Source organism: Pseudomonas sp. GW101-3H06 (assembly GCF_059424605.1).
In genome coordinates this window covers 4343350-4369601 of sequence record NZ_JBWKZO010000001.1, presented here as the reverse complement: position 1 = coordinate 4369601, position 26252 = coordinate 4343350, and the positions used below count along the sequence as shown (strand labels likewise).

General features: G+C 61.7%; 24 protein-coding genes. 12 read left to right on the top strand and 12 right to left on the bottom strand.

Annotated features, from left to right (window positions below; translation table 11 throughout):
- Window positions 1-354 precede the first annotated feature (354 nt).
- Window positions 355-726, top strand: coding sequence for a class I fructose-bisphosphate aldolase (locus AC07ZE_RS19970; protein ID WP_207266330.1), 372 nt, complete (start codon window positions 355-357; stop codon window positions 724-726).
- A 244-nt stretch (window positions 727-970) separates the two neighbouring features.
- On the opposite strand, the gene paaK is transcribed toward AC07ZE_RS19970, so the two are convergent.
- The 6 genes from paaK to paaF form a co-directional block, all read right to left on the bottom strand.
- A complete protein-coding gene (gene paaK / locus AC07ZE_RS19965; protein ID WP_137808249.1) occupies window positions 971-2296 on the bottom strand; it encodes a phenylacetate--CoA ligase PaaK in 1326 nt (441 codons plus the stop codon).
- A gap of 99 nt (window positions 2297-2395) precedes the next feature.
- Window positions 2396-3607 carry a 3-oxoadipyl-CoA thiolase gene (gene pcaF, locus AC07ZE_RS19960; protein WP_207266329.1) on the bottom strand — a complete coding sequence of 404 codons (1212 nt, stop codon included), beginning with the start codon at window positions 3605-3607 and terminating at the stop codon, window positions 2396-2398.
- Complete coding sequence (gene paaI / locus AC07ZE_RS19955; protein ID WP_207266328.1) at window positions 3600-4049, bottom strand: hydroxyphenylacetyl-CoA thioesterase PaaI; 450 nt, start codon at window positions 4047-4049, stop codon at window positions 3600-3602. Before paaI ends, pcaF begins: the two co-directional genes overlap by 8 nt.
- Window positions 4042-5559 (bottom strand): 3-hydroxyacyl-CoA dehydrogenase PaaH, encoded by a 1518-nt coding sequence (gene paaH, locus AC07ZE_RS19950; RefSeq protein WP_207266327.1) that lies wholly within the window; start codon window positions 5557-5559, stop codon window positions 4042-4044. The genes paaI and paaH overlap by 8 nt, the downstream gene beginning before the upstream one ends.
- Window positions 5560-5562: 3 nt before the next feature.
- Window positions 5563-6354 carry a 2-(1,2-epoxy-1,2-dihydrophenyl)acetyl-CoA isomerase PaaG gene (paaG, locus tag AC07ZE_RS19945; RefSeq protein WP_207266326.1) on the bottom strand — a complete coding sequence of 264 codons (792 nt, stop codon included), beginning with the start codon at window positions 6352-6354 and terminating at the stop codon, window positions 5563-5565.
- A 43-nt stretch (window positions 6355-6397) separates the two neighbouring features.
- The gene (gene paaF / locus AC07ZE_RS19940; RefSeq protein ID WP_207266325.1) at window positions 6398-7171 is read right to left on the bottom strand and encodes a 2,3-dehydroadipyl-CoA hydratase PaaF; all 774 of its coding nucleotides are present in this window, start codon (window positions 7169-7171) and stop codon (window positions 6398-6400) included.
- A 350-nt stretch (window positions 7172-7521) separates the two neighbouring features.
- Between paaF and paaY the strand changes: the two genes are divergently transcribed.
- From paaY to feaR, 3 genes are all read left to right on the top strand, one after another.
- Window positions 7522-8118 carry a phenylacetic acid degradation protein PaaY gene (paaY, locus tag AC07ZE_RS19935; RefSeq protein ID WP_207266324.1) on the top strand — a complete coding sequence of 199 codons (597 nt, stop codon included), beginning with the start codon at window positions 7522-7524 and terminating at the stop codon, window positions 8116-8118.
- 167 nt (window positions 8119-8285) lie between these two features.
- Window positions 8286-9209 carry a phenylacetic acid degradation operon negative regulatory protein PaaX gene (paaX, locus tag AC07ZE_RS19930; RefSeq protein ID WP_207266323.1) on the top strand — a complete coding sequence of 308 codons (924 nt, stop codon included), beginning with the start codon at window positions 8286-8288 and terminating at the stop codon, window positions 9207-9209.
- Between the two features lie 85 nt (window positions 9210-9294).
- A complete protein-coding gene (gene feaR / locus AC07ZE_RS19925; RefSeq protein ID WP_207266322.1) occupies window positions 9295-10209 on the top strand; it encodes a transcriptional regulator FeaR in 915 nt (304 codons plus the stop codon).
- A gap of 105 nt (window positions 10210-10314) precedes the next feature.
- Here feaR and tynA read toward each other — a convergent pair whose 3' ends face one another.
- Entirely contained in the window at window positions 10315-12603 is a 2289-nt protein-coding gene (gene tynA / locus AC07ZE_RS19920) for a primary-amine oxidase (protein ID WP_207266321.1), read from the bottom strand.
- A gap of 247 nt (window positions 12604-12850) precedes the next feature.
- Between tynA and AC07ZE_RS19915 the strand changes: the two genes are divergently transcribed.
- The 3 genes from AC07ZE_RS19915 (at window position 12851) to AC07ZE_RS19905 (ending at window position 16900) form a co-directional block, all read left to right on the top strand.
- Entirely contained in the window at window positions 12851-13351 is a 501-nt protein-coding gene (locus tag AC07ZE_RS19915; RefSeq protein ID WP_095192851.1) for a sigma-70 family RNA polymerase sigma factor, read from the top strand.
- 40 nt (window positions 13352-13391) lie between these two features.
- Entirely contained in the window at window positions 13392-14375 is a 984-nt protein-coding gene (locus tag AC07ZE_RS19910; protein WP_207266320.1) for a FecR family protein, read from the top strand.
- 98 nt (window positions 14376-14473) lie between these two features.
- Window positions 14474-16900, top strand: a complete 2427-nt coding sequence (locus AC07ZE_RS19905) for a TonB-dependent siderophore receptor (RefSeq protein ID WP_207266319.1) — start codon at window positions 14474-14476, stop codon at window positions 16898-16900.
- A 116-nt stretch (window positions 16901-17016) separates the two neighbouring features.
- On the opposite strand, the gene AC07ZE_RS19900 is transcribed toward AC07ZE_RS19905, so the two are convergent.
- On the bottom strand, window positions 17017-18168 hold the full coding sequence (locus tag AC07ZE_RS19900; RefSeq protein ID WP_207266318.1) for an MFS transporter: 1152 nt from the start codon (window positions 18166-18168) through the stop codon (window positions 17017-17019).
- Window positions 18169-18337: 169 nt separating this feature from the next.
- Between AC07ZE_RS19900 and AC07ZE_RS19895 the strand changes: the two genes are divergently transcribed.
- Entirely contained in the window at window positions 18338-19330 is a 993-nt protein-coding gene (locus tag AC07ZE_RS19895; protein WP_207266317.1) for a diaminopimelate epimerase, read from the top strand.
- Window positions 19331-19443: 113 nt separating this feature from the next.
- Here AC07ZE_RS19895 and codA read toward each other — a convergent pair whose 3' ends face one another.
- From codA to AC07ZE_RS19875, 4 genes are all read right to left on the bottom strand, one after another.
- Complete coding sequence (gene codA / locus AC07ZE_RS19890) at window positions 19444-20688, bottom strand: cytosine deaminase (RefSeq protein ID WP_207266316.1); 1245 nt, start codon at window positions 20686-20688, stop codon at window positions 19444-19446.
- A gap of 131 nt (window positions 20689-20819) precedes the next feature.
- Window positions 20820-21650: an alpha/beta fold hydrolase gene (locus tag AC07ZE_RS19885; protein ID WP_207266315.1), complete on the bottom strand. Its 831-nt coding sequence runs from the start codon at window positions 21648-21650 to the stop codon at window positions 20820-20822.
- 206 nt (window positions 21651-21856) lie between these two features.
- The gene (gene queD / locus AC07ZE_RS19880; RefSeq protein ID WP_207266314.1) at window positions 21857-22213 is read right to left on the bottom strand and encodes a 6-carboxytetrahydropterin synthase QueD; all 357 of its coding nucleotides are present in this window, start codon (window positions 22211-22213) and stop codon (window positions 21857-21859) included.
- A gap of 86 nt (window positions 22214-22299) precedes the next feature.
- Window positions 22300-23379, bottom strand: coding sequence for a patatin-like phospholipase family protein (locus tag AC07ZE_RS19875; protein ID WP_207266313.1), 1080 nt, complete (start codon window positions 23377-23379; stop codon window positions 22300-22302).
- Window positions 23380-23616: 237 nt separating this feature from the next.
- Here AC07ZE_RS19875 and AC07ZE_RS19870 point away from each other — a divergent pair, with 237 nt between their 5' ends.
- Genes AC07ZE_RS19870 through AC07ZE_RS19855 form a run of 4 tightly spaced genes read left to right on the top strand, consistent with a single transcriptional unit; the run spans window position 23617 to window position 26233 of the window.
- Window positions 23617-23925 (top strand): PepSY domain-containing protein, encoded by a 309-nt coding sequence (locus tag AC07ZE_RS19870; RefSeq protein WP_207266312.1) that lies wholly within the window; start codon window positions 23617-23619, stop codon window positions 23923-23925.
- Entirely contained in the window at window positions 23925-24248 is a 324-nt protein-coding gene (locus tag AC07ZE_RS19865) for a PepSY domain-containing protein (RefSeq protein ID WP_207266311.1), read from the top strand. Before AC07ZE_RS19870 ends, AC07ZE_RS19865 begins: the two co-directional genes overlap by 1 nt.
- A 3-nt stretch (window positions 24249-24251) precedes the next feature.
- Entirely contained in the window at window positions 24252-24920 is a 669-nt protein-coding gene (locus AC07ZE_RS19860; protein ID WP_207266310.1) for a response regulator transcription factor, read from the top strand.
- Window positions 24917-26233 (top strand): sensor histidine kinase, encoded by a 1317-nt coding sequence (locus tag AC07ZE_RS19855; protein ID WP_207266309.1) that lies wholly within the window; start codon window positions 24917-24919, stop codon window positions 26231-26233. Before AC07ZE_RS19860 ends, AC07ZE_RS19855 begins: the two co-directional genes overlap by 4 nt.
- Window positions 26234-26252 lie beyond the last annotated feature (19 nt).

Sequence of the window (26252 nt, the reverse complement as noted above, 5' to 3'; positions counted from 1 at the left end):
TATCAGGCAGTCAGTGTCATCGTTGACGCCCATCGCGAGGAAGGTGCACTCAGGGCAGGGAAGGGGCATAAAAACAGGGCGGGCATTTCGAATGGTTCTAAAGGGCTGTCATGTTTGACAGTTATCGATTCTGTGGAGAAAGCAAATAATCCGTACCAAGTCCGGTAGGCTGACTCGGGGTGGTTCAACGGACTCAGGATGAAAGAAAAAGGCTCCCGGAACGTTTCAGGCGAGGTCCAATGAACGCGGCGCCACACGGACGCTCAATGCGAAAGGCGTGAACGGTCACCCAATAGTCAGATCAGGGTGAGTGGCGGTTGCCATGCAAACTTAAGAGGATGAGGAGCAGACATCATGTCTACAGTCAGAATTTCGAATCTGCCAGCGCGCATACTCTTTAGCGCAATTACCGAGTTGGCGCGACAAGCCGGGTTGGAATACTCCAACGCAGTGAACGTCAACCGACGGGAGCCGGCGATTGAGTTTCTCGATGCAAAGTGGAAGGGACTGGACCCTGGGGAGACAAAGACATTCCGGGACGAGTTTATCCGCGCGTTCTCGGACGCGTATGCGGCCAGCGGCTTTAGCGACGGGCAATCCGGCGCAGGGGGGGCAGCGACGAGGACGGTGCCAGCTGCCGTGCCGGTAGTCGTCTTCTTGAGTGGGGGACAGTCGGAAGAAGAAGCCAGTATCAATGAGTTCAGATGGAAATCCGCGTCAGCATGATCCTGGATTCGCCCCGGCCCCGGTAGCAGCAGGGTGAACCTGGACCACTTTATTGAAGGATTTCCGACTCTTGCCCACGCAATCTATCCGGTAAGCGCCACGTGAGAGCAAGACCCATCCGAACGCTGCGTCACGGCGTCAAAGTGTGAGCGAATTCTTTTTCATGAAGATCAAGAGCGTCTTTCCCGGTAATGCGTGAAGACAAAAAAGCCCCGCGTCAGCGGGGCTCAAAGGGGTGCAGCAGTCATGCTTTAGGGCGTTTGTCCATCACGTGGCAAGCCTTGCCCTCGGAGCGCTTGATCGAGTGGAAAGGCTGCAGGACGATCCGCGAACTGATGCCGATGTAGGTCTTGATGTGCTTGCTCAACTCGCCACAGACGGCCTTCTGCTGTTCGTCGCTCAGGTGCTGATGTTCAGCCTTGAGTTCGACGTGCACGTCAACGCTGTCCAGGTTGCCATTGCGATACAGATGGATCTCATAACACTCGGCAAGTTGTTTGATTTTCAGCACCTGCTCCTCGATCTGCGTCGGGAACACGTTGACCCCGCGGATGATCAGCATGTCGTCGCTGCGTCCGGTGATTTTGTCGATGCGGCGCATCGGCCGTGCGGTGCCCGGCAGCAGGCGCGTCAGGTCGCGGGTGCGGTAGCGGATCATCGGCAGGGCTTCTTTGCTCAGGGAGGTGAACACCAGTTCGCCCATCTGACCGTCCGGCAGCACTTCACCGGTGACCGGGTCGATGATTTCCGGGTAGAAGTGGTCTTCCCAGATGGTCGGGCCGTCCTTGGTTTCGGCGCATTCCATGGCGACGCCCGGCCCCATGATTTCCGAGAGGCCGTAGATGTCCAGGGCGGTGATGCCCAGGCGTTGCTCGATGGCACTGCGCAGTTCGGCGGTCCATGGTTCGGCGCCGAAAATGCCCAGGCGCAGGGCCAGTTTGTGCGGGTCGATGCCCTGGCGCTCGATTTCATCGGCAATGTTGAGCATATAGGACGGCGTGACCATGATGATGTCCGGCTGGAAATCCTTGATCAGCTGCACTTGTTTTTCGGTCTGGCCGCCGGACATCGGGATCACCGTGCAACCCAGGCGCTCGGCACCGTAATGCGCGCCGAGGCCGCCGGTGAACAGGCCGTAGCCATAGGAAATGTGCACTTTATCGCCACGACGCCCGCCCGCCGCGCGGATCGAACGGGCCACGACGTTGGCCCAGGTGTCGATGTCGTTCTGGGTGTAGCCGACGACGGTCGGTTTGCCGGTGGTGCCGCTGGACGCGTGCAGGCGCACGATGTCGTGCATCGGCACGGCAAACATGCCGTAGGGGTAGTTGTCGCGCAGGTCGGATTTGGTGGTGAACGGGAATTTCGCCAGGTCGTCGAGGGACTTGATGTCATCCGGGTGCACGCCCAGCGCGTCGAAGCGCTGACGGTACAGCGGCACGTTGTTGTAGGCGTGGTTCAGGCTCCAGCGCAGGCGTTCGAGCTGGTGCTGACGAAGTTCGTCGACGCTGGCGGTTTCCAGCGGGTCCAGCACAGGATCAAGCACGGATTGGGCAATTGGCATGTTCATGACTTCACTCGAATTGTTTTTGTGTTCCAGCCCTTTCGCACAAGGGCTTTGAGTGCATGACCCAAGGATACCTCTCGGTTCCTCGGGAATCGCGGTTCTTTAGTGGGATAGACGCTCGATGATCAGCGCGATCCCCTGGCCGACGCCGATGCACATGGTGCACAGGGCGTAGCGACCGTTGCGTTCTTCCAGTTCATGCAGGGCCGTGGTCACCAGTCGCGCGCCGCTCATGCCCAGCGGATGGCCGAGGGCGATGGCGCCGCCGTTGGGGTTGACCCGTGGATCGGTGTCGTTCAAACCCAGTTCGCGCAACACGGCCAGGCCTTGTGCGGCGAAGGCTTCGTTGAGTTCGATCACGTCCATGTCGGCCAGGCTCAGGTTGGCCAGCTCCAGCACCTTGCGGGTCGCCGGTACCGGGCCGATGCCCATGATGCGCGGCTCGACACCGGCAGTGGCCATCGCCACCACGCGGCCACGGGCGGTCAGGCCGTGACGTTTGGCGGCTTCGGGGCTGGCCAGCAGCAGGGCGCAGGCACCGTCGTTGACGCCCGAGGCGTTGCCGGCGGTGACGCTACCGCCTTCGCGGAACGGCGTACCGAGTCTGGCAAGCTGCTCAAGGGTGGTGTCGCCGCGTGGGTGTTCATCGTGTTCGACGACTTTGGCCGGGCCTTTGCGCTGGGGGATTTCCACCGCAACGATTTCCTTGGCCAGGCGTCCGTTGGCCTGGGCGGCCGCGGCGCGTTGCTGGCTGCGCAGGGCGAAGGCATCCTGATCGGCCCGGGAGATGTTGAACTGTTCGGCGACGTTTTCTGCGGTTTCCGGCATGGAGTCGATACCGAAGGCCTTTTTCATCAGCGGATTGACGAAGCGCCAGCCGATGGTGGTATCGAAGATTTCAGCCTGACGGGAAAACGCCTGCTCGGCCTTGCCCATCACCAGCGGTGCGCGGGACATCGATTCGACCCCGCCCACCAGCATCAACCCTGCCTCGCCACTGCGAATCGCCCGGGCCGCAGTGCCCACCGCGTCCAGCCCGGAACCGCACAGACGATTGAGGGTGGTGCCCGGCACGCTGACCGGCAACCCGGCCAGCAGCGCCGACATGCGCGCGACGTTGCGGTTGTCTTCGCCGGCCTGGTTGGCGCAGCCGTAGATCACATCGTCGACCTGGCTCCAGTCCACGTTCGGGTGGCGGCGCAGCAATTCGCGCAGCGGCACCGCGCCGAGGTCGTCGGCGCGCACGCTGCTCAACACTCCGGCGTAGCGGCCGATGGGGGTGCGTACCGCGTCGATGATCAGGGCATCATTCATTCGGGTTCTCCTGCGTCAGCACCGGGCCGCGCACTTTGTAGGATTTGCCATGGAACAGGGCGATCAACTGGCCCTGCTGGTTTTCAATGCGTACGTCGTAGTTGCCGGTGCGGCCGGAACGGCTTTGCTCGATGCAGTCGGCATTGAGCGTGTCACCCAGGCGCGCCGGGGCGATGTAGTCGATGCTGCAGCCGATGGCCACGGTGGCTTCGTTGTAGCTGTTGCAGGCAAAGGCAAACGCCGAGTCGGCGAGGGCGAACAGGTAACCGCCGTGGCAGGTGCCGTGGCCTTGCAGCATGTCGGCCCGCACGGTCATGCCCACGCGGGCAACGCCCGGGCCGGCGGACAGCAGGCGCATGCCCATGGCCTGGCTGGCGGTGTCGCGCTGGAACAACGCTTGCGCGCAGTCGCTGGCCAGGTTCATCGCTTGGTGATTAGTCATGGAAGTTTCTCCCTTCGGCCACACGGCGGCGCAACAACAGCGATGGTCGGTAGCGTTCTTCGCCGTATGCGGCTTGCAGGTTGTCCAGCGTGGTGAGGATCTGTGGCAGGCCAACGGCATCGGCCCAGGCCAGCGGACCTTGGGGATAGTTGACCCCGGCGCGCATCGCCAGATCGATGTCGGCGGCCGAGGCCACGCCTTGCAACAGGGCGTCCGCCGCTTCGTTGGCGAGCATTGCCACGGTGCGTAATACCGCGAGCGCCGGGCTGTCGCTGAGCGGGCTGACCTTGAGCCCGGCCCGTTGCAGCAGGGCGATACCTTGTTCGAGAGCCAACGGATCAATGCCGGCTGCATAGCTGATCGCGATGCGCCGGGCCTTGGCGTAGTCGTGGGCCAGATCCAGCAGGATCAGGTTGTGCAGCCCGTCTTCCCGAGCGCGCTGACAGGCCATGCGTCCGTCGCTCAGGGCCAGCACAGCGTCACCGACCCGCAGCAAGCCGCGGCCATCGCGCTGGATGACGTTCACGCCTTGCTCACGCAGACGCCCCAGCAAACCGTTGGCAATGCCCAAATTTCCTTCGGCAACGCAAACTTCAACGCTGGCGCCGCTGCTGGTTTCAGCAGCCTGCGGGCGTTCGGCACTGGGTGCGTAGCTGTAGAAACCTTGACCGCTTTTGCGCCCCAGACGCCCGCCGTCCACCAGTTCCTTCTGGATCAGCGAAGGCTGGAAACGGGTGTCCTGGTAGTAGGCGTCGAACACCGAGCAGGTCACCGCATAGTTGACGTCATGGCCGATCAGGTCGGTCAGCTCGAAAGCGCCCATGGCAAAACCGCCGGCATCGCGCATCAGCGCATCCAGGGTCGGGCAATCGGTGGCGCGTTCTTGCAATAGACGCAGGCTTTCGGCGTAGAACGGTCGGGCCACGCGGTTAACGATAAAGCCCGGGGTGGAGCGGGTGTGTACCGGTTTTTTACCCCAGGCCCTGGCGGTGTCGTACAGACACTCGGCCAATACCGGATCGCTGGCCAGGCCGGAGACGATTTCCACCAGCGCCATGACTGGCGCCGGGTTGAAAAAGTGCAGACCCAGCAGGCGCTGCGGATGTTTAAGCTGTGCGGCAATGCCGGTGATCGACAGCGACGAGGTGTTGCTGGCCAGGATGCACTGCGCGCCGCAAATGCCTTCCAGCTGACGGAAGAGCGCGCGTTTGACTTCGAGGTTCTCGACGATGGCTTCGATGATCAAATCGCAATCGGCCAGGGCTTCGATGGCTTCCACCGCTTGCAGGCGGGCAATGGTTGCGCTGCGCGACTCGGCGGACAGCTTGCCGTTCTCGACCCGCTTGCCCAGTTGCCGGTCAATGCCTTCGATGGCCTGGGCCGCCGCGCCGGGACGATTGTCCAGCAGCAGTACTGGATGCCCGGCCTGCGCTGCGACCTGGGCAATGCCCGCGCCCATGGCACCGGCGCCGATCACGGCAATGCGTGCGTTGGTATTGAGTGCCGTCATGACTCAGCGTCCCTTGAAACTGGGGGTGCGTTTTTCCATGAAGGCGCTGACGCCTTCGCGGTAATCCTCGCTGCGCCCGGCCAGGCGTTGCAGGTCGCGTTCGAGTTCGAGTTGTTCGTCGAAGCTGTTGCTCATGCTGGCGTTGAGGCTGCGCTTGATCAGGGCCAGGCCATAGGTCGGCTGGGTGGCCAGGTGTTGCGCGAGTTTGAGCGCTTCGTCGCGCAGTTCGGCGTCTTCCACGCAGCGGTAAATCAGGCCCCATTGCTCGGCTTGTTCGGCGCTCAGGCGATTGCCGAGCAAGGCCAGGGCTTTGGCGCGGGCCATGCCGACCAGGCGGGGCAGGGTCCAGGTGCCGCCAGAGTCGGGGATCAGGCCGATCTTGCAGAACGCCTGGATGAAACTGGCCGAACGCGCCGCCAGTACCAGATCGCACGCCAATGGAATGTTTGCGCCAGCACCCGCCGCCACGCCGTTGACCGCGCAGATGACGGGCATCGGCAGGTCACGCAATTGGCGGATCAGCGGGTTGTAGAACTTCTCGATGGATTCGCCCAGGTCCGGTACGGCGCTGCCCGGCGCCACATTGCGGTCGCTGAGGTCTTGCCCGGCGCAGAAACCACGGCCTTCACCGGTCAGCAGCAACACGCGCACGTCCGGGTTCTGCCGCACTTGCTTGAGCGCTTCCTTCACTTCGCCATGCATCTGGGTGTTGAAGCTGTTGAGTTGGTCCGGGCGATTGAGGCTGAGCAGGGCGACGCCAGCCTCGATGGAAAACAGGATGTGTTCGAAGTTCATGGTCTTGGCACTCTCTTGGAATTCGTTAGGCGGGTTAACCGGATTACTGGCCGGTGAAAGTCGGCATGCGTTTTTCCTGGAAGGCGGCAATGCCTTCGTCGCGGTCGCGGGTGCCGGCCAGCACGGTGAAGGCGTGGCGCTCGAAACGCAGGCCGCTGGCCAGGTCGGTGTCCATGGCCTTGAGCAACGCTTCCTTGGCCAGGCGCACTGCCAGTGGTGCCTTGGCGGCGATGGTGCGGGCGACCTGCAGGGCGCGTTCGACGGTGAATTCCGGTTGCGTGACTTCGCTGACCAGGCCGGCGCGTTGCGCCTGACGGGCGTCGATCGGCTCGCCGGTCAGCACCATTTGCATGGCCATGGATTTGCCGACGGCACGCAACAGGCGTTGGGTGCCACCGGCGCCGGGCATGATCCCGAGGTTGATTTCCGGCTGGCCGAAGCGGGCGTCTTCGCCGGCAATGATGATGTCGGCGTGCATCGCCAGTTCGCAGCCGCCGCCCAGGGCGAAGCCGTTGACGGCGGCGATCAGCGGTTTGCTGAAGCGGGTGATGGCTTGCCACGAAGCCTGGCGCGGGTCGTCGAGGATGCCGACCAGATCGCGCTCGGCCATTTCCTTGATGTCGGCACCGGCGGCAAACGCCTTGCGACTGCCGGTGATGACCACGGCGCGGGTGTCGGGGTCGGTTTGAGCAGCGCTGAGTTCGTCGGCCAGTTCGCCCAGCAACTGGGTGTTCAGGGCATTCAACGCCTGCGGGCGCTGCAGGGTAATCAGGCGCACGCCAGACTCGATCATCTCGACGGCAAGGGTTAGAGGCATGGCGGATGCCCTCACGGTGCACGCTCGGCGGTGATGCCGGCTTGTTATTGGATCGGCGGCGGGGGCCGGTTTTGCCGGAGTATACCTATAACGTGATACGTAAAATCAACATAAAAAACGTTTTAATGTGTCCTATTGTCGGATTCTGGATTTTTATAGGTAGGCTGTTTGAAGTGGGTGTTCATGCTGTGAGCATTGATTTTACTGGTGTTTATGAGGGGCTCGGTGCTTGAAAAACACCCCATCTGAATCGGCCTATCAAGTGATACGCTTTTTAATCTTTGTGCTGATAAAAGCGATGTGATACAAAATGAGTTCATATCGGCATCGCTTTGTGAAGGAACCTGCCAATGACCTGCTACAGCCTCGATGGCCTGACCCCGGTGGTCGACCCCAGTGCTTATGTGCACCCGTCAGCGGTATTGATTGGTGACGTGATCATCGGCCCGCATTGCTACGTCGGGCCGCTGGCGAGCCTGCGCGGTGACTTCGGGCGGATCGTGCTGCAAGAGGGCGCCAACTTGCAGGACACCTGCGTGATGCACGGCTTCCCGGACAGTGACACCGTGGTCGAACGCAACGGCCACATCGGTCATGGCGCGGTGCTGCACGGTTGCCGGATCGGCGCCGATGCGCTGGTGGGCATGAATGCGGTGGTGATGGACAACGCACGCATCGGCCCGCGGTCCATTGTGTCGGCAGCGGCGTTCGTCAAGGCCGGCTTCGAATGCCCGGAGCAGTCGCTGGTCATGGGCGCACCGGCCAGCGTCAAGCGCACCCTCAGTGATCAGGAAGTGGCGTGGAAGCAGGCGGGTACTCGTGAGTATCAGGAACTGACCCAGCGATGCCTCACGCAGATGCAGGTTTGTGAACCGTTGGCCGAGCCGGAAGCGGATCGGCCGCGTATGAGTGACCGTGGGTTGCGGCCTAAAGGCAGCACCTTATGAACACTAATACCCCTGTGGGAGCGAGCCTGCTCGCGAATACGGTCTGACATTCAACATTGATGGTGACTGACACACCGCTTCGCGAGCAGGCTCGCTCCCACAAGGGGACTGCACTTAATCAGTTGGCTTTCGGTATATTCCTTTTCTTTTTTCAGCCCGGTACGCCCATGTCGTCCCTGACACCCCTGAACCATCTGATCACCCGTTTCCAGGAGCAGACGCCGATTCGCGCCAGCTCCCTGATCATCACGCTGTACGGTGATGCCATCGAGCCCCATGGCGGGACGGTCTGGCTCGGCAGTCTGATTCAACTGCTCGAACCGATCGGCATCAACGAGCGGCTGATCCGCACTTCGATTTTTCGCCTGACCAAGGAAGGCTGGCTGACCGCCGAGAAAGTCGGCCGACGCAGTTACTACAGCCTGACCGGCACCGGTCGCCGGCGTTTCGACAAGGCGTTCAAACGGGTCTACAGCACCAGCATGCCGGCCTGGGATGGTTCGTGGTGCCTGGTGATGCTCTCGCAGTTGACCCAGGACAAGCGCAAGCAAGTGCGCGAAGAGCTGGAATGGCAAGGTTTTGGTGCGATTTCGCCGGCGGTGCTGGCTTGCCCGCGCAGCGACCGCACCGATGTCAACGCGACCCTGCTCGACCTCGGCGCCCTTGAAGAAACCATCGTTTTCGAAACCACCGCCCAGGACGTGCTGGCCTCCAAGGCCCTGCGCCTGCAAGTGCGCGAGAGCTGGAACATCGAGGAACTGGCGGCCCATTACAGCGAGTTCATCCAACTGTTCCGACCACTCTGGCAAGCGCTTCGCGAGCAGGAAAATCTGCAGCCGTCCGATTGCTTCCTGGCACGGATCCTGCTGATTCACGAATACCGCAAACTGTTGTTGCGCGACCCGCAACTGCCGGATGAATTGTTACCCGGCGATTGGGAAGGTCGAGCCGCCCGCCAGTTGTGCCGCAATATTTACCGGTTGATCTACGCCAAGGCCGAGGAATGGCTGAACAGTGCACTGGAAACCGCCGACGGCCCGTTGCCGGACGTGGGCGAAAGTTTTTATCGACGTTTTGGCGGGTTGAAGTAACCCGTCGTCGTTAAGGGAGAGTCACTGTTCAGGAGAGCATTTGGATTGACGTAGACAATAAAAATAAGCCTGCGTGAGGCCTGCCATGATTTCTACAAACGCACAGCGCCAGGATGGGTTCGATCAGTGGATCCATCAGATCAACCAGATCTGTGGCGCCTTCAACGCCAAACCCTTGGGTGCCGGATTTTCCGGAAAAATCCGCGAATACCGCAGCGATGCGCTCAAGCTCAGCTTCGTCGATGCCTGCCAGGCGCGGTTGTACCGCACGCCTCAGCAAGTCGCGGCGAACGAGGGCGGCAAATACTTCGCGGTGTTCCAGCTCGAGGGCACGGCGGGCATGGCCCAGGGCGACGACAAGGTGCTGTTGTCGGCCGGTGACATCACCCTGATCGATGCCGCGCGGCCCAGTGATTTCACCTACAGCGAAAACTCCCGGCAATTGTCGCTGATCTTGCCCTATCAACTGGTGGAGCAGACCCTGCGCTTCAACCAGGTCAAGTGCGGGCACCGGATCGCCGGGACATCGCCCATCGCCATGCTCTCGCACCGTCTGATCCTCGACGCCACGCGCCAGCCGGACCTGAGCCGCCAGGAAAGCGAAGCGACCCTGGAAGCGATTGTCAGCCTGCTGCGTCCGGCGATCAGCCAGACCGACGATTGCACGGACCTGCACGAGCGCACCTTCCGCAAGACCCTGAGCTTCATCGACCAGCACATCCGCTCCGAAGAGCTGTGCCCGGAATGGCTGGCGCGGGAAGTCGGCATGTCGACCCGTGGCCTGTACCGGATGTTTGCCAAGAAAGGCCTGGTGGTGGCGCGCTACATCAAGAACCGTCGCCTGGACCTGTGCGCCGAGTCCCTGCGCCAATCGGGCAAGGAGCAGAAGCTGTCGGTGCTGGGTTACTCGTGGGGGTTTTCCGATTCGAGCTACTTCTCGACCGCGTTCAAGTCGCGCTTCGGCATTGCGCCGGGGGAGTACCGTAAACAACACGCTTGAGATTTCACTGAAGAACACATAACCCCTTGTGGGAGCGGGCTGTGGCGAGGGGATAAATCCTCTCGCCACAGCCCGCTCCCACAAGGGGTTATGTGTGTTGCCCCGTTATTTCGGGGCGTTCAGGTTCAACGTCGGCGTTTCATCAAAGAAATTCCACGGTTTCAACAGCACATGCACCCACTCGGTCGGCATGATCGGCCACTCTTCGGCCCGGGCGACGTGGGTGGTGCCGGTGGTGAGCCAGACCACATCGTCGGTGTTTTCGATGGAGTGGTTATCCTGGGTGAACTGCCCCAGGCCCGAGTCCTTGTCCGAGCGGTTCGGGTATTTGCCTTCCGGGTACATCTCTTGCGGGTTGTATTGCGTCACCCACAGCTGCTTGTCCATGAAATTCAGGCGGTGGTAGAGCCATTCGTCCTTGCCGAAGTTGGCGCCCTTGGCCACCGGGTGCGTGCCGCCGGCGTAGGGAATCAACTGATAGGAAACCGGGTTGCCGACCTTGTTTTCCTTGCTGAAGTTGGTCAGCAGGCGCACGGTCGACGGGTCGAATTTCTGCGCGGCCTGTTGTTCGGTGCTGACCACTTTGGTTTCGGTCTGCATGGTGCTGGTTCGCGGGCCGCCACGGTCGTTGGGCAGTACCACCGGGTTCACTTCCACCAGCGAATTGCTTTCGCCGTCCACGTCCATGTCGAGGCGGAAGTTATAGATGTGCTGGTGGGTGGTGCCGACGATGTTGTGGTCGAGCAGGGTGCCGTAGCGCGTGTCTTCCTTGGCGGTGTCTTCGTGCATGGTCCTGGATTTCACGCCCTTGACCGCTTCGATCCCGGTGGCGCCGGCGTCGATGCCGATGGTGCCGTTCTGCTGGAAGACCCAGTCGAAAATGTAGTCATAGTTGCCGACGGTGCTGATCCAGCGCACCACCAGTTCACGGCGCTCGGTGCTGAGGTTGGGCTGGCCCATCTCCTGATGTTTGTATTCCGGGCCGGCATAGCGCTCGAACACCGCCATGGCGCGGGGGATCGAGGTCGGCGCGCCGGTGTAGTCGGCGATGGTAGCGTCCAGCAGCACGGCGTTTTCCGGGGCGTCTTTGCCACGGGCGATCGGCGAAGTCAGGGTGCCCATGCCGTAGTCGCCGGAATCCAGGTAGGCCTTGAAGTACCAGCCCACGTCCGGATCGCCATAAGGCACGATCATGCCGCCCAGCGAGCCTTCGTACATGATTTTGCGTTTCTTGCCCTTGTCGTCGTAGGTGACGGTGGACAGGATCGGACCGACCCGCGAATCGAGGCGAACGTGGAAGTCCCAGTTCTGCCAGTGAATGCTGTTGCCGGTGATGGTGTAGTTCTTGCCCTCGGGCTCGATGATTTCCAGCGGTTTGACCGCCACGCCCTTGCGGCCGCGACCGTCATAGGGTGTCGGTTTCATCGGCACCGGAATCAGCGCTTCGTCTTCGATCTTGATCAGCTTTTTCTGTTCCAGATCGACAATCGCCACCAGGCCTTCGATCGGGTGCGCCCAATAGTTGCCGTCATCGACATTGAGGTAGCTGACGATTTTCAGCAGGCGCGTGTCCTGCGCCAGGCCGTCCTTGCCGTCGAAGTAGCCGACGGTCAAGGGCGTGGCTACCACCTTCTTCACATCGTTGATACCGCGCTTGGCCAGGGCTTGCGCGTATTCCGGGCTGGTCTCGACGGCGGTTTGCACGGTGGCGAAGTCGTCCAGCAGGACCATGCCGTGGGCACCTTCAATCGGTTTCCAGGACTTGAGCTCCTGGCTGTCGAGATCCACCAGCGCTTCGATCACATGCTTGCCGTCCAGCACCACGATACCGGCCTGGCGTGGCTGGCTGACGTTTTGCCCGGTGTAGACGAAGTTCCACACCTGGTCTTTCGGCGGCGCCTTGATCGAGACTTCGGTGAAGCGGAAACCGGGCTTGTAATGCTCGGACTTCTTGACGATACCCACCGCCGCGGTGATTTCGGCCGCGCTCAACGGGTTGAGCGGGTTGGGGCGGGTTTCCACGACAAAGGTCGTGTCCAGGCCGGACTGGAACACCTGGTTGATGAAGTCCTTGGACATGAATGCCGTCTTGTCCTTGAACACCACCGGCACCGTCAGCTCGATGCGTTTGCCATTGAGCATCGCCACTTTGCTGTTCGGCTTGACCTTGAGGTAGACCCCGTCCTTGGCGATGGTGAAGAGGTTGGCGTAGTCGTCCCATTTGACCGAGGCGCCAAACTCCTCGAGACCCGCTTGCAGCGGCACCATGTCGGCTTGACCGCCGTGGGCCAGGGCATCGCCCGCCCAATAAGGCAGGCCGAGGGTACCCAGGGTGATGGCCAGCGCGAGTCGGGCCAGCGGTTTTCTGTTGCGCAATGCAAGGGAGGTGAACATATCTGGGTTCCTTCGGAAACATCCGGTGTCAGGCATGCCAGCACTTTGCTACAGGTGGTGAATGGCTGCATTGGAATTGCTGCCAGAATCCTTTGGATTTGTGCCGCAATCAGCTTTCCCGACTGGCGGAGCGTTGGCAAGCGGACAAAGCGCCTTGCTGCCCGGGTCGACCGGTGGCGTCAGCCGTCATTGCTTCTAGTTAATAGGAAGCATTATTATTCATGCTCCGTTTACACAGCATGCCGCAATGACCCCCAAGCTGCCCCGCAGACACGGCTTTTTCGAGCATTACGAAGAGTTGGTTGGCACCTGGACCCGTCGCCTGAGAAATCGTCAGCAGGCCGAGGACCTGGCCCACGATACTTTTGTGCGCGTGCTTGAGTCCGATTCGGCGGCGGTGCAGCAACCCAGGGCGTATCTGCATCAGACCGCGCGCAATATCGCGGTGGATGGTTATCGGCGTGAGGATCGGCGGGGCGCCATGGAGTCAGAGGCGATCGATGAAAGTGTGTCGTCATCCGGCGACCCGGAGCATTACATGCATGCGATCCAATTGGCCGATTCCATCGAACGGGCGCTCACCGAGCTTCCGGTCAACTGCCGCAAGGTGTTTGTCTGGCAGAAAATCGAAGGCCTGACCCAGGCCGAAATCGCCGAACGCCTGGGGTTGTCCAAGAACATGGTGGAAAAGTATATGATCCGCACGCTGCGGCATTTGCGTGACCGCCTTGAAGGACTCTACCCATGAGTGGCCGCGCTTTCTCATCCCCAGCCAAACAGGAACTTCCATGATGGATACTCGTGATTGTGCGTGTGGGCAAACAATGGTTCGCGATGAAGCGGCGCAGTGGTTTGTGCGTTTGCAGGAACCTGCCGTGGATGTCGATGTGTATCGTCGCTTCGAAACATGGCTGGACGAACACCCCCAACACCGAAACGAATTCGAATTGCTCCAGGGCCTGTGGAAGGCCGCCGACCGGGTGCCGGCGGCGCGTCTGCGGGCGCTGTGCGAAGAAGCGCCGACCCGCGGCAAACGTCGGCCGATGGTGCGCTATGCGGTGGCCGCCAGTGTGCTGGCGGTGGCGCTCGGGTTGGGGCTGTTCAGCGGCTTGAATCAACCGTCGCCCTATACGGCGGAGTTTTCCACGGCCCTGGGTGAACGCCGCCAGGTGGCGTTGCCGGATGGTTCGGTGGTCGACCTCGACAGCCGCAGCCGGATTCAGGTGCGTTATGAAAAAAACCGGCGCGCCATCGAGCTGACCGAAGGCGAAGCGATGTTCAGCGTCCAGCATGACACCCGTCGGCCGTTTGTCGTCGAAGCCGGAAACGGCAAGGTCACGGTCACCGGCACCCGCTTCGATGTGCGCCGGGGCACAACCGATACCCGGGTGGTGGTGGAGCAGGGCACGGTCAAGGTGCAAGGTCGTTCGGCGGGCGATAACGATTTCATCAGCCTCACTGCGGGCCTGGGCACCCATGTCGATGGCCAGGGCAAGGTCGCGGCTGCCTATGCGGTCAACCCCTCCGAACTGACGGCCTGGCGCAACGGCAAACTGGTGTTCAACAACGCCAGCCTGGCCGATGTCGCCGAACAGGTCTCGCGTTATCGGGAAAAGCCACTCAAGGTCGGCAACGCGACGGTGGGCAATCTGCGCCTGACCAGCGTGTTCAAGTCCGATAACACCGATGCGCTGCTCAAGGCCTTGCCGAGCATCCTTCCGGTGGCCGTGCGCACCCTCGATGACGGCAGTCAGGAAATAATTTCAAAATAACATTCAGGTTTTTTTCGAATTCATCGTCTTCCTGTTCAACTGCAACTGGTTTGCATTAACAAGCGCACACTTTTGCGATCCACAGGAATACGTTCGACGTGAATAAATCCACCGCTAAAAACAAAACCTTCCCCTGGTTGCCGCTGGCGCTCGCGCTGGCGGTCAACGGTGCGATGCCCCAGGCATTCGCCGCCGACGCCATCCATATCCAGGCGCAACCCTTGGGACAGGCCTTGACTGAGCTGGGTCAGCAAACCTCGTTGCAGGTTTTCTTCAGCCCTGACCTGGTGGCCGGCAAGCAAGCACCTGCGGTGGACGGCAATCTCTCGCCGGAAGAGGCGCTGCGCCAGTTGCTGCAAGGCAGCGGCCTGCAATATTCGATCGATGAAGGCTCAGTGACCCTGATGCCGGCGCCGAGCCAGGCGTCCAATGGCCCGCTGGAACTGGGCGCGACCGACATCAGGGTGGTCGGCGACTGGCTCGGCGATGCCGATGCCGCTGTGGTGCAGAACCACCCTGGTGCGCGTACCGTGATCCGCCGTGAAGCCATGATCGAGCAGGGCGCGATGAACGTCGGCGACGTGTTGAAGCGCGTACCGGGTGTGCAAGTGCAGGAGGCCAACGGCACCGGTGGCAGTGACATTTCCCTCAACGTCGGCGTGCGTGGCCTGACCTCGCGCCTGTCGCCACGCTCCACCGTGCTGATCGACGGCGTGCCCGCAGCGTTCGCGCCTTACGGCCAGCCTCAACTGTCCATGGCGCCGATTTCCTCCGGCAACCTCGACAGCATCGACGTGGTACGCGGTGCAGGTTCCGTGCGCTACGGGCCACAGAACGTGGGCGGCGTGATCAACTTCGTGACCCGTGCGATTCCGGAAAAAGCCTCCGCTGAAATCGGCACCACCCTGGAAACCTCCCAGCACGGTGGCTGGAAACACATCGATACCGCATTCATGGGCGGCACCGCCGACAACGGCATGGGTGTGGCGCTGTTGTACTCTGGCGTGAATGGCGACGGTTACCGTGAGCGCAACAACGGCAACGACATCGACGACGTGATCCTCAAGACCCACTGGGCGCCCACTGACGTCGACGATTTCAGCCTCAATTTTCACTACTACGACGCCAGCGCCGACATGCCCGGCGGCCTGACCCAGGCGCAATACGACGCCGATCCGTTCCAGTCCGACCGTAACAACGACAACTTCAGCGGCCGCCGCAAAGATGTGTCGTTCAAGTGGATCCGGCAGATCAACGACCGTACCCAGGCCGAAGTGCTGACCTACTACTCCGACAGCTTCCGTGGCAGCAACATCGCCGCCCGCGACCAGAAGACCCTCGGCTCGTTCCCGCGCACCTACTACACCTACGGCATCGAACCGCGGGTGTCCCATGTGTTCGACGTCGGCCCGACCACTCAGGAAGTCAGTGTCGGTTATCGCTACCTGAAGGAAGGCATGCACGAGGAAGCCAGCCGTCTGGGGCTCAACAGCGCCAACGAACCGGTGGTACGTCCCGGTTCCGATGGGCACGTCTATCAGGACCGTACCGGTGGCACTGAAGCCCACGCGGTGTATGTCGACAACAAAATCGATGTCGGCAACTGGACCATCACCCCGGGTGTGCGTTTCGAACATATCCAGACCGAATGGCATGACCGCCCGGTGCTCGATACCGCTGGCAAGCCCGTGCAGGAAAAGCGCCGCAGCATCGAGAGCAACGAGCCGCTACCGGCGCTGAGCGTGATGTATCACATGTCCGATGCCTGGAAGCTGTTCGCCAACTACGAAACCTCGTTCGGCTCCCTGCAATATTTCCAGCTCGGCCAAGGCGGTTCGGGTGACGAAACGGCCAACGGCCTGGAGCCGGAGAAGGCCAAAACCTACGAGATCGGAACGCGCTACAACGATGGTGTATGGGGCGGTGAAGTAACGCTGTTCTACATCGACTTCGACAAAGAACTGCAGTACATCAGCAACGATGCGGGCTGGACCAACCTCGGCGCGACCACGCACCGTGGCATCGAGGCGTCGGTGCACTACGACATGGCGGCACTGGACCCACGCCTCGAAGGCCTGACCGCCAACGCCGGCTACACCTACACCCGTGCGGTGTATGAAGGTGAGATTCCGGACTTCAAGGGCCGCGACCTGCCGTTCTACTCGCGTCAGGTGGCCACCGCCGGCCTGCGTTACAACATCGACCGCTGGACCTACAACCTCGATGCCTTTGCCCAGTCCAAACAGCGCTCACCGGGTGTTGCGGTGAACGCCGATGGCAGCTTCACCAACAACTACATCACCGAAGGCACCGCGGATGGTCAGTACGGCGACATTCCGGGTTATGTCACCTGGAACGTGCGGGGTGGCTATGACTTCGGTCCGTCGGTGTCGAACCTGAAAGTCGGCGCCGGGGTGAAAAACATCTTCGACAAGCAGTACTTCACCCGCTCCAGCGACAACAACGCGGGCATGTACGTCGGCACACCGCGCACGTTCTTTGTGCAGGCAAGCGTAGGGTTCTGATCGACCGAGGTGCCTTCATTCGCGAGCAGGCTCGCTCCAACAAGTGATCGTCGGTGCACACAATATCTGTGTCCGGCTCCGATCAAACGGTGGGAGCGAGCCTGCTCGCGAAGCTCTTAGACCTTCAAAACCCTTCCGCCAATCGCCACCGCCAGCAGCAACACCGCCATCAAGCCAAAGGCAAAACTCAAGCTGCTGCCATGGGCGATGAAGCCGATCACCGCAGGTCCGGCAAGGATCCCCGCGTAACCCAGGGTGGTAATGGCCGGCACGGCGATGCTTTCCGGCATGACCGTCTGCTTGCCCACAGCGGTGTACAGCACCGGCACGATGTTCGAGCAGCCGGCGCCCAGCAAGGCGTAGCCCACCAGCGCCGCTTCCCAGCTCGGAGCGAATGTCGCCAGAAACAGACCGAGCGCAGCCGTCACCCCACCGAAGACAATCACCCGCGTCGCGCCCAGACGCCGCACGATCGAATCACCGGTCAAGCGACCCACCGTCATGGTCAGCGCGAATGCTGCGTAACCCAATCCGGCATAGGCCGTGTCGATCCCGCGTTCCTGCGCCAGGAACACCGCGCTCCAGTCGAGGGCCGCGCCTTCGGCGAGGAATACGATGAAGCACATCCCGCCTATGAACAGCACGATGCCGTGGGGGACGGCAAACGCCGGCCCTGAACTTTCGCTGCCATAGGGCAACAGGTGCGGCGCGGCCTTGAGCAGTGCGACCAGCAGCAGGACGATCACCACCAGCGTTGCGCCCAGCGGCGAAAGCCCGAAACCGAGCAGCGCGCTGACGCCCGCCGCGCCGACGATCCCGCCCAGGCTGAACAAGCCATGGAACCCGGACATCATGGTCTTGCCGCTGGCCCGCTCAACGATGACCGCTTGCAGGTTAACCGTCGAATCCACCGTGCCCAGGCCCGCACCGAACAGGAACAAGGCCGCGATCAGTGCAGGTACCGACGATACCGTCGCCAGCAACGGCAGCGCTGCACAAATCATCAAGGTGCCGCCGCTCAGTACCCGGCGGCAACCGAAACGTGTAGCCAGAAGGCCGGCCATGGGCATCGCCAGTATCGATCCGACCCCCAGGCACAACAGCAACAGACCCAGGGTGCCTTCATCCAGCCCGGCCCGAGCCTTGGCGTACGGCACCAGCGGCGCCCATGCGGCGATGCCGAAACCGGCAATGAAAAAGGCGATGCGCGTGGACATCTGTTCCAGGCGTCCCGGAACGAATGAGGTCTGGGTATTGAGGTTGGTCATATCAATCCTTGGCAAAAAACGTCGCGTCCCTTAAGGACAGTGATCGAGCGGGGTGGGTTCGATCAGCGTCCGCATGGTTTAGCGCTCCGGCAGGGTGACATCCTTGCACAGCCGGACCGTATTTCGCGATATGTTGGGCCCGACCGATCATTCCAGCAGGGAGGGCGCCATGGCGCAGATGTACGATGCACGAGGCAATATCTATTTGGTTGTGGCGCCGCAAGACTTGCGCCGCGACGGTATCGCCTTGCCCGATCAGGCCAGCGATGCTGCGCAAGTCCGCGAAACATGGGCGCTCGCAGCCATCGAAGCCTGCTGTGCCTGGGCGCCCGGCACGCAACCGCCCGGTAGCAAGGAGCATCGTAGCGATGGTTTGCTGGTCGGGCCGTTCCAATCGTCGCCGCCCTTTGATCTGTTGATCGTGAACACAGACGGTACGCTGGCCGAGCGCAGCGGCAACGGCTTGACGATTTTTTCCCAGGCGCTCAGCGACCAGGGGCTTTTGCCCAGCGACCAGGCGTGTGTGCTCAGGGTTCATCACGACAAGGCCGATGTGCGTTCACCGGGGGAAACGTCGGTGAAAGCGGCGCAGGCCGAAGGCGTGAACGGGTTCTGGTTGGACCTGGGCCAGCCTTCGTTCGGGCCGCAAGCGGTCAGTGCGCATGATGTTCCGAGCGTGGCGCTCAACGCACGCGAACTCAGTCATGTGCAGCCGTTGGCGTCACTCAACGCGGCATGGTCACGCAGTCAGTTCGCGCGGGTTGGCAATCCGCATTGCGTGACGCTGGTGGATAGCGCGGATGCCTTGCCGAGCAATGAGCAGATGCGTGAGTCGCCATTGTCCGAAGGGCTGACGCGTATCGCTTATGCCATGCCGGTGGGCGCGGGGGAGCCGTGTCCGGCGGGAATCAACCTGCAATGGGCAATGCATGAGTCCGGGCAACGCGTGATCGCACGGGTGTTCGAGCGAGGCGAGGGGCCAACCGCGTCGTCGGGCACCAGCGCCACGGCAGTGGCGTGTGCGGCGTGGCGCGTGGGCTGGGTGAGTGCCGGGGAAGTGAAGGTGGTGATGCCCGGAGGCACGGCGCCGATTTTGCTGGAGCAAGAGCAGGGGGAGCTGAGGCGGGTCAGTCTGTTTGGTACGGCGCGGTTAGTGGGGTGACCGGCCCGGCGCCTTCGCGAGCAAGCCCGCTCCCACAGGGGATTTGTGAACGACACAGATCCAATGTGGGAGCGGGCTTGCTCGCGAAAAGGCCAGTCAGGTCAACACAAATCTCAGACCAGACCGCTGAACTCCACCACCGGCATCGTCCGCTTCATCAACACCTTGCCCCCGCGAACCGAATACAGCGGCAAGCCTTGGCTGCGGATCACCTCATAGTCGCTTTCCGCCGACAGGATCAGCAAGTTCGCCGGCCGCCCCGGTTCCAGGCCGTAGCGATTACCCAGGGACAGGGCCTTGGCGCTGTTGTCGGTGACCAGGTCCAGCGCGCTTTGCAGGTTGCGATAACCCAGCATGTGACAGATATGCAGGCCCGCTTCGAGTACCCGCAAAATGTTGCCATTGCCCAGCGGATACCACGGGTCGACGATCGAGTCCTGGCCGAAACACACGTTCATCCCGGCTTCGAGCAACTCGTTGACCCGGGTCACGCCCCGGCGTTTCGGAAAATTGTCGAAGCGCCCTTGCAGGTGAATGCTCTCGGTGGGGCAGGAGACAAAACTGATTCCCGAATGCCCGAGCAGGCGGAACAGCTTGGCGCAGTAGGCGTTGTCGTAGGACCCCATGGCCGTGGTGTGGCTGGCGGTGACCCGCGAGCCCATGTCGCGGCTGCGCGCTTCTTCGGCCAGTACTTCGAGAAAGCGTGAGTGCGGGTCGTCGGTTTCATCGCAATGCACATCGACAAGGCAACCGGTGCGCTCGGCCAGGTCCATCAGGAACTTCACCGAGCTGACGCCTTGATCTCGGGTGTACTCGAAATGCGGAATGCCACCGACCACGTCGGCGCCCATGTGGATCGCTTCCTCCATCAAATCCCGACCGTTGCGGTATGACTCGATGCCTTCCTGGGGAAAGGCGACGATTTGCATATCGATCAGGTGACGGCTTTCCTCGCGCACTTCGAGCATTGCCTTGAGGGCAGTCAACTGCGGATCGGTGACGTCGACGTGGGTACGCACGTGTTGAATGCCATGGGCGGCGAGGGTCTGGATGGTTTTCTTCGCCCGGGTCTTGGTGTCTTCCAGGGTGATGGTCACCTTGCGCTCGCCCCAGCATTCGATGCCTTCGAACAGCGTGCCACTCATGTTCCAGCGCGGCTCGCCGGCGGTCAGCGTCGCGTCGAGGTGGATGTGCGGTTCGACAAAGGGCGGCACCACCAGATTGCCACCGGCGTCCAGGTCCTCGGGTCCCAGGGTAGGGGCTTCGGTCTGCCGGGCAATACTGCTGATCAGACCGTTTTCCAGGTGCAACTCATGCAGGCCTTCCTGGTTGCGCAACCGGGCATTGATGATGTGCATCGGGAGGGTCCTTTTAACGATTTGTCGACGATACCTCTACGTTAGCTCGGTAGCAGTAATTCCCGCCAGTGGCATAGCTGTGCACAGATCAATTGTGGGAGCGAGCCGGCTCCCACAGGAGAGGGTGTTTGTCAGGGGGATTTTGTCTGGGGCAAAAACCGTAGCAACGCAGCGACGATGGCCTCGGGTGCATCTTCCTGAACCAGATGCCCGGCGTTGGCAATGGCGTGGAACTGTGCCCCGGGGATCATGCCCTGCAAGGCGCGCCCGCGTTCGATGGGGATCCACTGGTCGTCTTCGCCCCAGAGAATCTGCACCGGGCAGCGAATTGTCGGGTACGAGGCCTCAGCCTCGCGAGTGTAGCGCTCGTCCATCTGCGCAATCTGCCGGTAGAACGCCGCTTGCCCCGGATCGCCCAGCCAGGGTTGAACGTAGGGTGCGAGTTCATCGTCCGGGATCTTGCGCTTGATCGCCCCGCGAATATAGGCGGGCACGATCGCTCGCTGGATGTAATCGGGCAGCCCGCTGAACGCCGCTTCGTGCTGGCGCACATGCTGAACGAAAGGCGAGCCCCAAGGCGTCAGCGCTACCGGGTCGATCAGCGTCAGGCTGCGGTAATTCTTGCCATTGAGCAGGTGAGCACGCAGCACAGTGGCTGCGCCGAAATCGTGGGCCACTACGTCCGGGCAATCCAGCCCCCAGTGCTCCAGTAGCTGCGTCAGCAGTTGATTCTGCACACCGAGCGAGACATCGCCGTCGATTTTCTCGGACTGCCCATAGCCCAGCAGATCGAAGTAATGCACCCGGTGGGTGGTGATGAAGTGCGGTGCGATGCGGTGCCAGACATAGGAAGAGAAAGGGGTGCCATGCACGAACACCAACGGCGGGCCGTCGCCCCGCACAGCGTAACGAACGGTGTGACCGTTGTAGCGATAGGTCTGAGCCAGCGGCCAGTCAGTCATGGGCGTGTCCTCTTGGCGGATGAAAGGCAAAAAGCATAGGCATAAAAAAACAGCCGATGAAGGCTGTTTATTTAATCAACTGACGAAACGCGGTCATTGTGGGAGCGAGCCTGCTCGCGAAGGCGGTGACAAATTCAACATTGAAGTGCCTGATCCAGCGCTTTCGCGAGCAGGCTCACTCCCACAGAGAAGCCGGGTTGCCCTGTTTATTCCCCGCGATAAATGCAGCCGCTGGTGCACGTCTCGTGAATGCGGATCGCGCTGAGTTCAGGCAGCAATGGCTTGAGTTCGGACCAGATGAATTGGGCCAATACTTCACTGGTCGGGTTTTCCAGGCCTGGGATGTCGTTGAGGTAGTTGTGATCCAGACGCTCATACAGCGGCTTGAAGATCTCTTTGATCTCCGAGAAGTCGCGGATCCAGCCGGTATGCGGATCGAGGTCGCCGCTCAGGTGAATCGCCACTTTGAACGAGTGACCGTGCAGGCGGCCGCATTTGTGGCCGTCCGGGACGTGGGGCAAGCGGTGGGCGGATTCGAAGGTGAACTCTTTGAAAATTTCCACAGTGGTTTCAGCTCTGTTGAGGTGGCGATCGCGGCGGCGACGCTGGGGCAATTTGAACAGGCGCCGAGTTTAACAGCTTGTCCTGACTAAAGGGTCAGCAGGCGCTCGCCAAGGCGACCGTTGGCGACCAGTTCCAGAAATTCATCGCCCAACCGGCGGCTTTCATCCATGGTCGTGCGCCAGTATTTCTGTCGACCCGGCGCGTCGCCCATGAAGCGCTTGAAGTCATTGCGGTCCGGCAGTTTGCCGTAGGGCAGGCGCGCCAGGTATTGCTTTGACGGTGCCAGCAGCAGTACGTCCTGCAGGCGTGTCGGGCAGGCGCGGCGCCATGGCAGGGTCTTGTCGAACCAGCCGGGAATTACCCGGTCGGTGAAGTGCGGGTAGAGCACGATGTCATTGCCGCTGTAGGGCAGGTCGAGGTGATAGTCCAGCAGGCCACCATCGCGGAATGTGCCGGCCCCGGCCCCCGGCAGGTCGCGCACGCCTTCCATCACCATCGGGATCGACCCCGAGGCGAGCAGGGCCTGGCGCAGATTGCCGGCGTTCAGGGCGACGAAACGCGAGGGGAAATCGTTCAGCGCGCCGACCGGTGGCGCCAGGCGCGGGTCGTGGATGATCAGCCGCTCGAAGTGCCGCGACAACCGCGCGCGACCACGCAGGTTGTCGGCGATCACCGACGACAGGCCCAGGCTAAGGCGGCCGCGATGATCGTCGGCAAGCAGGCCGTGACTTTTGACCACCATGATGTTCAGGCGGTAATGGGCGTTGTCGAGGAGCGTGGCGTCGCGGCCGTCGAGCAAGTCATCGAGCATGCGCCGGGAGCTCTGGCTGATCTGCGCCATGGTCACGCCCTTGGCGAAGTTCTGCTCGGTGTAAAGGTGGCCAAGACGGCGGATGCCTTCGGCGGCGTCCGGCAGGCAGGCGCTGGCGAAGCGCCAGGAGCCGACCGAGGCCCCGATCAGCGAGCGCTCCCGTGGCGCCGACGGCAGCCAATGGCCGAACAACGCCAGGTCCAGTCCCTGAATTCCCAGCGCCTTGGGCCCCCCCGCGGCGCCCGGCAGCGTGCCGACATCGGCGGCGCTGAGACCGTGTTCACGAATGCGCGCGAAGGCGCGCGGACCGGCCTTGATTGTCAGGGAGGGGAATTTGATGTGGATGGCGGTCATACCGGTCTCGAATATTGGCACGCGGGGCATTATGTGGGAGCGGGCTTGCTCGCGAAAGCGGTGCATCAGTCAAGGAAGATGCTGTCTGACCCACCGCTTTCGCGAGCAAGTCGAATCGTCGCACCGCCGCTCCCACAGGATTGGCGGTGCGACCAATGATGGCAATTCAGTTTCAATTAAGTTCATATCGCTAAGGTGCCCCCCTGTAGGCAATACATAAAGAATACGGAGACACCCATGAAAACCCTGACTGCCCTGTTCACCGCGTCCATCATCGGCCTGACCGCCAGCATCGGCCATGCCCGCGATCTGGGGCCGGATGAAGCCTTGAGGCTGCGCGACGCTGGTACCATTGTGTCTTTTGAAAAGCTCAATGCCACCGCACTGGCCAAGCACCCGGGTTCCACCATCACTGAAACCGAGCTGGAAGAAGAGTACGGCAAGTACATCTACCAGATTGAACTGCGCGACCCGCAGGGCGTCGAGTGGGATCTGGAATTAGACGCTGTCAGTGGGCAGGTTCTCAAGGATCATCAGGATTCGTAATGACGCTGCTTTCTTTGACACATTGGCGCACCGGCAGCCGACTGGCGCTGGTGCTCCTGGCATTTTGCTCGGTGGCGATGGCCCGCGACCTGGATCAGGACGAAGCCCTGGGCCTGCGCCAGGGAGGGGTGATCCTGCCGCTCGAACAGTTGCTGCAGCAAGCGCTGGACCGCTATCCGGGCGCCAAACTGCTGGAAGCCGAGCTTGAAGAGAAGCACGACATCTACATTTATGAAGTCGAGTTGCTGACCGTTGAAGGCGTGGTCCGCGAGCTCGACCTCGATGCCGCCACCGGCCGTTTATTGAAAGACAAGGAAGATTGACCGATGCGTTTGCTCCTGGTGGAAGACCATGTGCTCCTGGCCGACGAACTGATGGCCGGCCTCAATCGCCAAGGGTACGCCGTGGACTGGCTGGCCGACGGTCGCGACGCGGTATACCAGGGCAGCAGCGAGCCTTATGACCTGATCATCCTCGACCTCGGCCTGCCGGGGTTGCCGGGGCTTGAAGTGTTGGCGCAATGGCGCGCGGGCGGGTTGGCGACGCCGGTGCTGATCCTTACCGCCCGCGGTTCCTGGGCCGAGCGCATCGAAGGGCTCAAGGCCGGTGCCGACGATTACCTGACCAAACCTTTTCATCCGGAAGAATTGCACCTGCGGGTCCAGGCTCTGCTGCGCCGGTCCCACGGTCAGGTCAATCAACCGACGCTCAAGGCCGCCGGGTTTCAACTGGATGAAAGTCGTCAGTGTGTGATCCGCGATGGCGCGGATGTTCAGCTCACCGCCGCCGAATTCCGTTTGCTGCGTTACTTCATGCTGCACCCGGAGCAGATCCTTTCCAAAAGCCACCTTGCCGAACACCTCTACGACGGTGAAACCGAGCGTGACTCCAATGTGCTGGAAGTCCATGTCAATCACCTGCGACGCAAACTGGGGCGCAGCGTGATCGAAACCCGTCGCGGTCAGGGTTACCTGTTCGGCGGACAAGCGCAGTGAGGTCGATCCAGCGTCGCTTGAGCCTGGGCCTGATCAGCGTGATGGTGGTGGTCGGCCTGGTATTGGCGCAAACCAGCCTGTGGCTGTTTGAAATGGGGTTGCAACGCTACCTCGAGGCCGGACTGCGCAACGACAGCGAGAACCTGCTGGTGGCGCTGGTGCGCGGCCCGCAAGGCCTGCAACTGGATGAGCGAAACCTGTCACCGGCCTATCAGCGGCCGTTTTCCGGGCATTACTTCCGCATCGACTTTGCCGACAGCCATTGGCGCTCCCGTTCGTTGTGGGACCAGGAACTGCCGCGCCTCGACCATCCCGGTTTGCACAGCAACCTGCAATTGGGGCCGGAGGGCCAACAGTTGCTGGTGTTACGCTCGGACTATCGCCGCCTGGGCCAGTCGATCTCCATCAGCGTGGCGCAGGATTACACCCCGGTGCGCGAGAGTTTCCGGCGCATGCAGCAGCTCGGTCTCGGACTGGGTCTGGCGGGTTTGCTGCTGATTCTGCTGTTGCAACGGATCACCGTGCGTCGCGCCCTGCGCCCTCTGGAAAAGGCGCGGGAACAAATCGCGCAATTGCAACAGGGCCAGCGTTCGCAACTCGATGACCAGGTACCGGTGGAACTGGAGCCACTGGTGGCGCAGATCAATCATTTGCTGGCCCACACCGAAGACAGCCTCAAGCGCTCGCGCAATGCCCTGGGCAATCTCGGCCACGCCTTGAAAACCCCGCTGGCGGTGCTGTTGAGCCTGGCGTCAAGTGAGCAACTCGACGCCCACCCGCAACTGCGCAAGATCCTCAAGACTCAACTGGAGCAGGTTCAGCAGCGACTCAACCGCGAGCTCAACCGCGCCCGGTTATCCGGCGACGCGCTGCCCGGTGCGCTGTTTGACTGCGACGCCGAATTGCCGGGGTTGCTGGCGACATTGAACATGATCCACGGCGAACACCTGAACCTGAGTTATCGGTCCCCGGCCGGCCTGCAATTACCGTGGGATCGCGAAGACCTGTTGGAGTTGCTCGGCAACCTGCTGGACAACGCCTGCAAATGGGCGGATGCCGAGGTGCGATTGAGTGTGGTGGAGACCGCGGATGGGTTTGAACTGTGTGTGGAGGACGACGGACCGGGTATTCCTCAAGACCGCCGTACTCAGGTGTTCAGCCGTGGCACCCGGCTGGATGAGCAGACTGACGGCCATGGCCTGGGCCTGGGCATTGTGCGTGACATCGTCGACAGCTGGGGCGCGGTGTTGCGGTTGAAGGAGAGCGAGTGGGGCGGGTTGAAGGTGCTGATCGAGTTGCCGAAACGCAGTTGAATCCACCGGGGAAAAAACT

Coding starts and splice junctions, on each gene's coding strand:
- AC07ZE_RS19970 (WP_207266330.1), top strand. CDS start 355: ATGTCTACAGTCAGAATTTCGAATCTGCCAGCGCGCATACTCTTTAGC.
- paaK (WP_137808249.1), bottom strand. CDS start 2,296: ATGAACATGCCAATTGCCCAATCCGTGCTTGATCCTGTGCTGGACCCG.
- pcaF (WP_207266329.1), bottom strand. CDS start 3,607: ATGAATGATGCCCTGATCATCGACGCGGTACGCACCCCCATCGGCCGC.
- paaI (WP_207266328.1), bottom strand. CDS start 4,049: ATGACTAATCACCAAGCGATGAACCTGGCCAGCGACTGCGCGCAAGCG.
- paaH (WP_207266327.1), bottom strand. CDS start 5,559: ATGACGGCACTCAATACCAACGCACGCATTGCCGTGATCGGCGCCGGT.
- paaG (WP_207266326.1), bottom strand. CDS start 6,354: ATGAACTTCGAACACATCCTGTTTTCCATCGAGGCTGGCGTCGCCCTG.
- paaF (WP_207266325.1), bottom strand. CDS start 7,171: ATGCCTCTAACCCTTGCCGTCGAGATGATCGAGTCTGGCGTGCGCCTG.
- paaY (WP_207266324.1), top strand. CDS start 7,522: ATGACCTGCTACAGCCTCGATGGCCTGACCCCGGTGGTCGACCCCAGT.
- paaX (WP_207266323.1), top strand. CDS start 8,286: ATGTCGTCCCTGACACCCCTGAACCATCTGATCACCCGTTTCCAGGAG.
- feaR (WP_207266322.1), top strand. CDS start 9,295: ATGATTTCTACAAACGCACAGCGCCAGGATGGGTTCGATCAGTGGATC.
- tynA (WP_207266321.1), bottom strand. CDS start 12,603: ATGTTCACCTCCCTTGCATTGCGCAACAGAAAACCGCTGGCCCGACTC.
- AC07ZE_RS19915 (WP_095192851.1), top strand. CDS start 12,851: ATGACCCCCAAGCTGCCCCGCAGACACGGCTTTTTCGAGCATTACGAA.
- AC07ZE_RS19910 (WP_207266320.1), top strand. CDS start 13,392: ATGATGGATACTCGTGATTGTGCGTGTGGGCAAACAATGGTTCGCGAT.
- AC07ZE_RS19900 (WP_207266318.1), bottom strand. CDS start 18,168: ATGACCAACCTCAATACCCAGACCTCATTCGTTCCGGGACGCCTGGAA.
- AC07ZE_RS19895 (WP_207266317.1), top strand. CDS start 18,338: ATGGCGCAGATGTACGATGCACGAGGCAATATCTATTTGGTTGTGGCG.
- codA (WP_207266316.1), bottom strand. CDS start 20,688: ATGCACATCATCAATGCCCGGTTGCGCAACCAGGAAGGCCTGCATGAG.
- AC07ZE_RS19885 (WP_207266315.1), bottom strand. CDS start 21,650: ATGACTGACTGGCCGCTGGCTCAGACCTATCGCTACAACGGTCACACC.
- AC07ZE_RS19875 (WP_207266313.1), bottom strand. CDS start 23,379: ATGACCGCCATCCACATCAAATTCCCCTCCCTGACAATCAAGGCCGGT.
- AC07ZE_RS19870 (WP_207266312.1), top strand. CDS start 23,617: ATGAAAACCCTGACTGCCCTGTTCACCGCGTCCATCATCGGCCTGACC.
- AC07ZE_RS19865 (WP_207266311.1), top strand. CDS start 23,925: ATGACGCTGCTTTCTTTGACACATTGGCGCACCGGCAGCCGACTGGCG.
- AC07ZE_RS19860 (WP_207266310.1), top strand. CDS start 24,252: ATGCGTTTGCTCCTGGTGGAAGACCATGTGCTCCTGGCCGACGAACTG.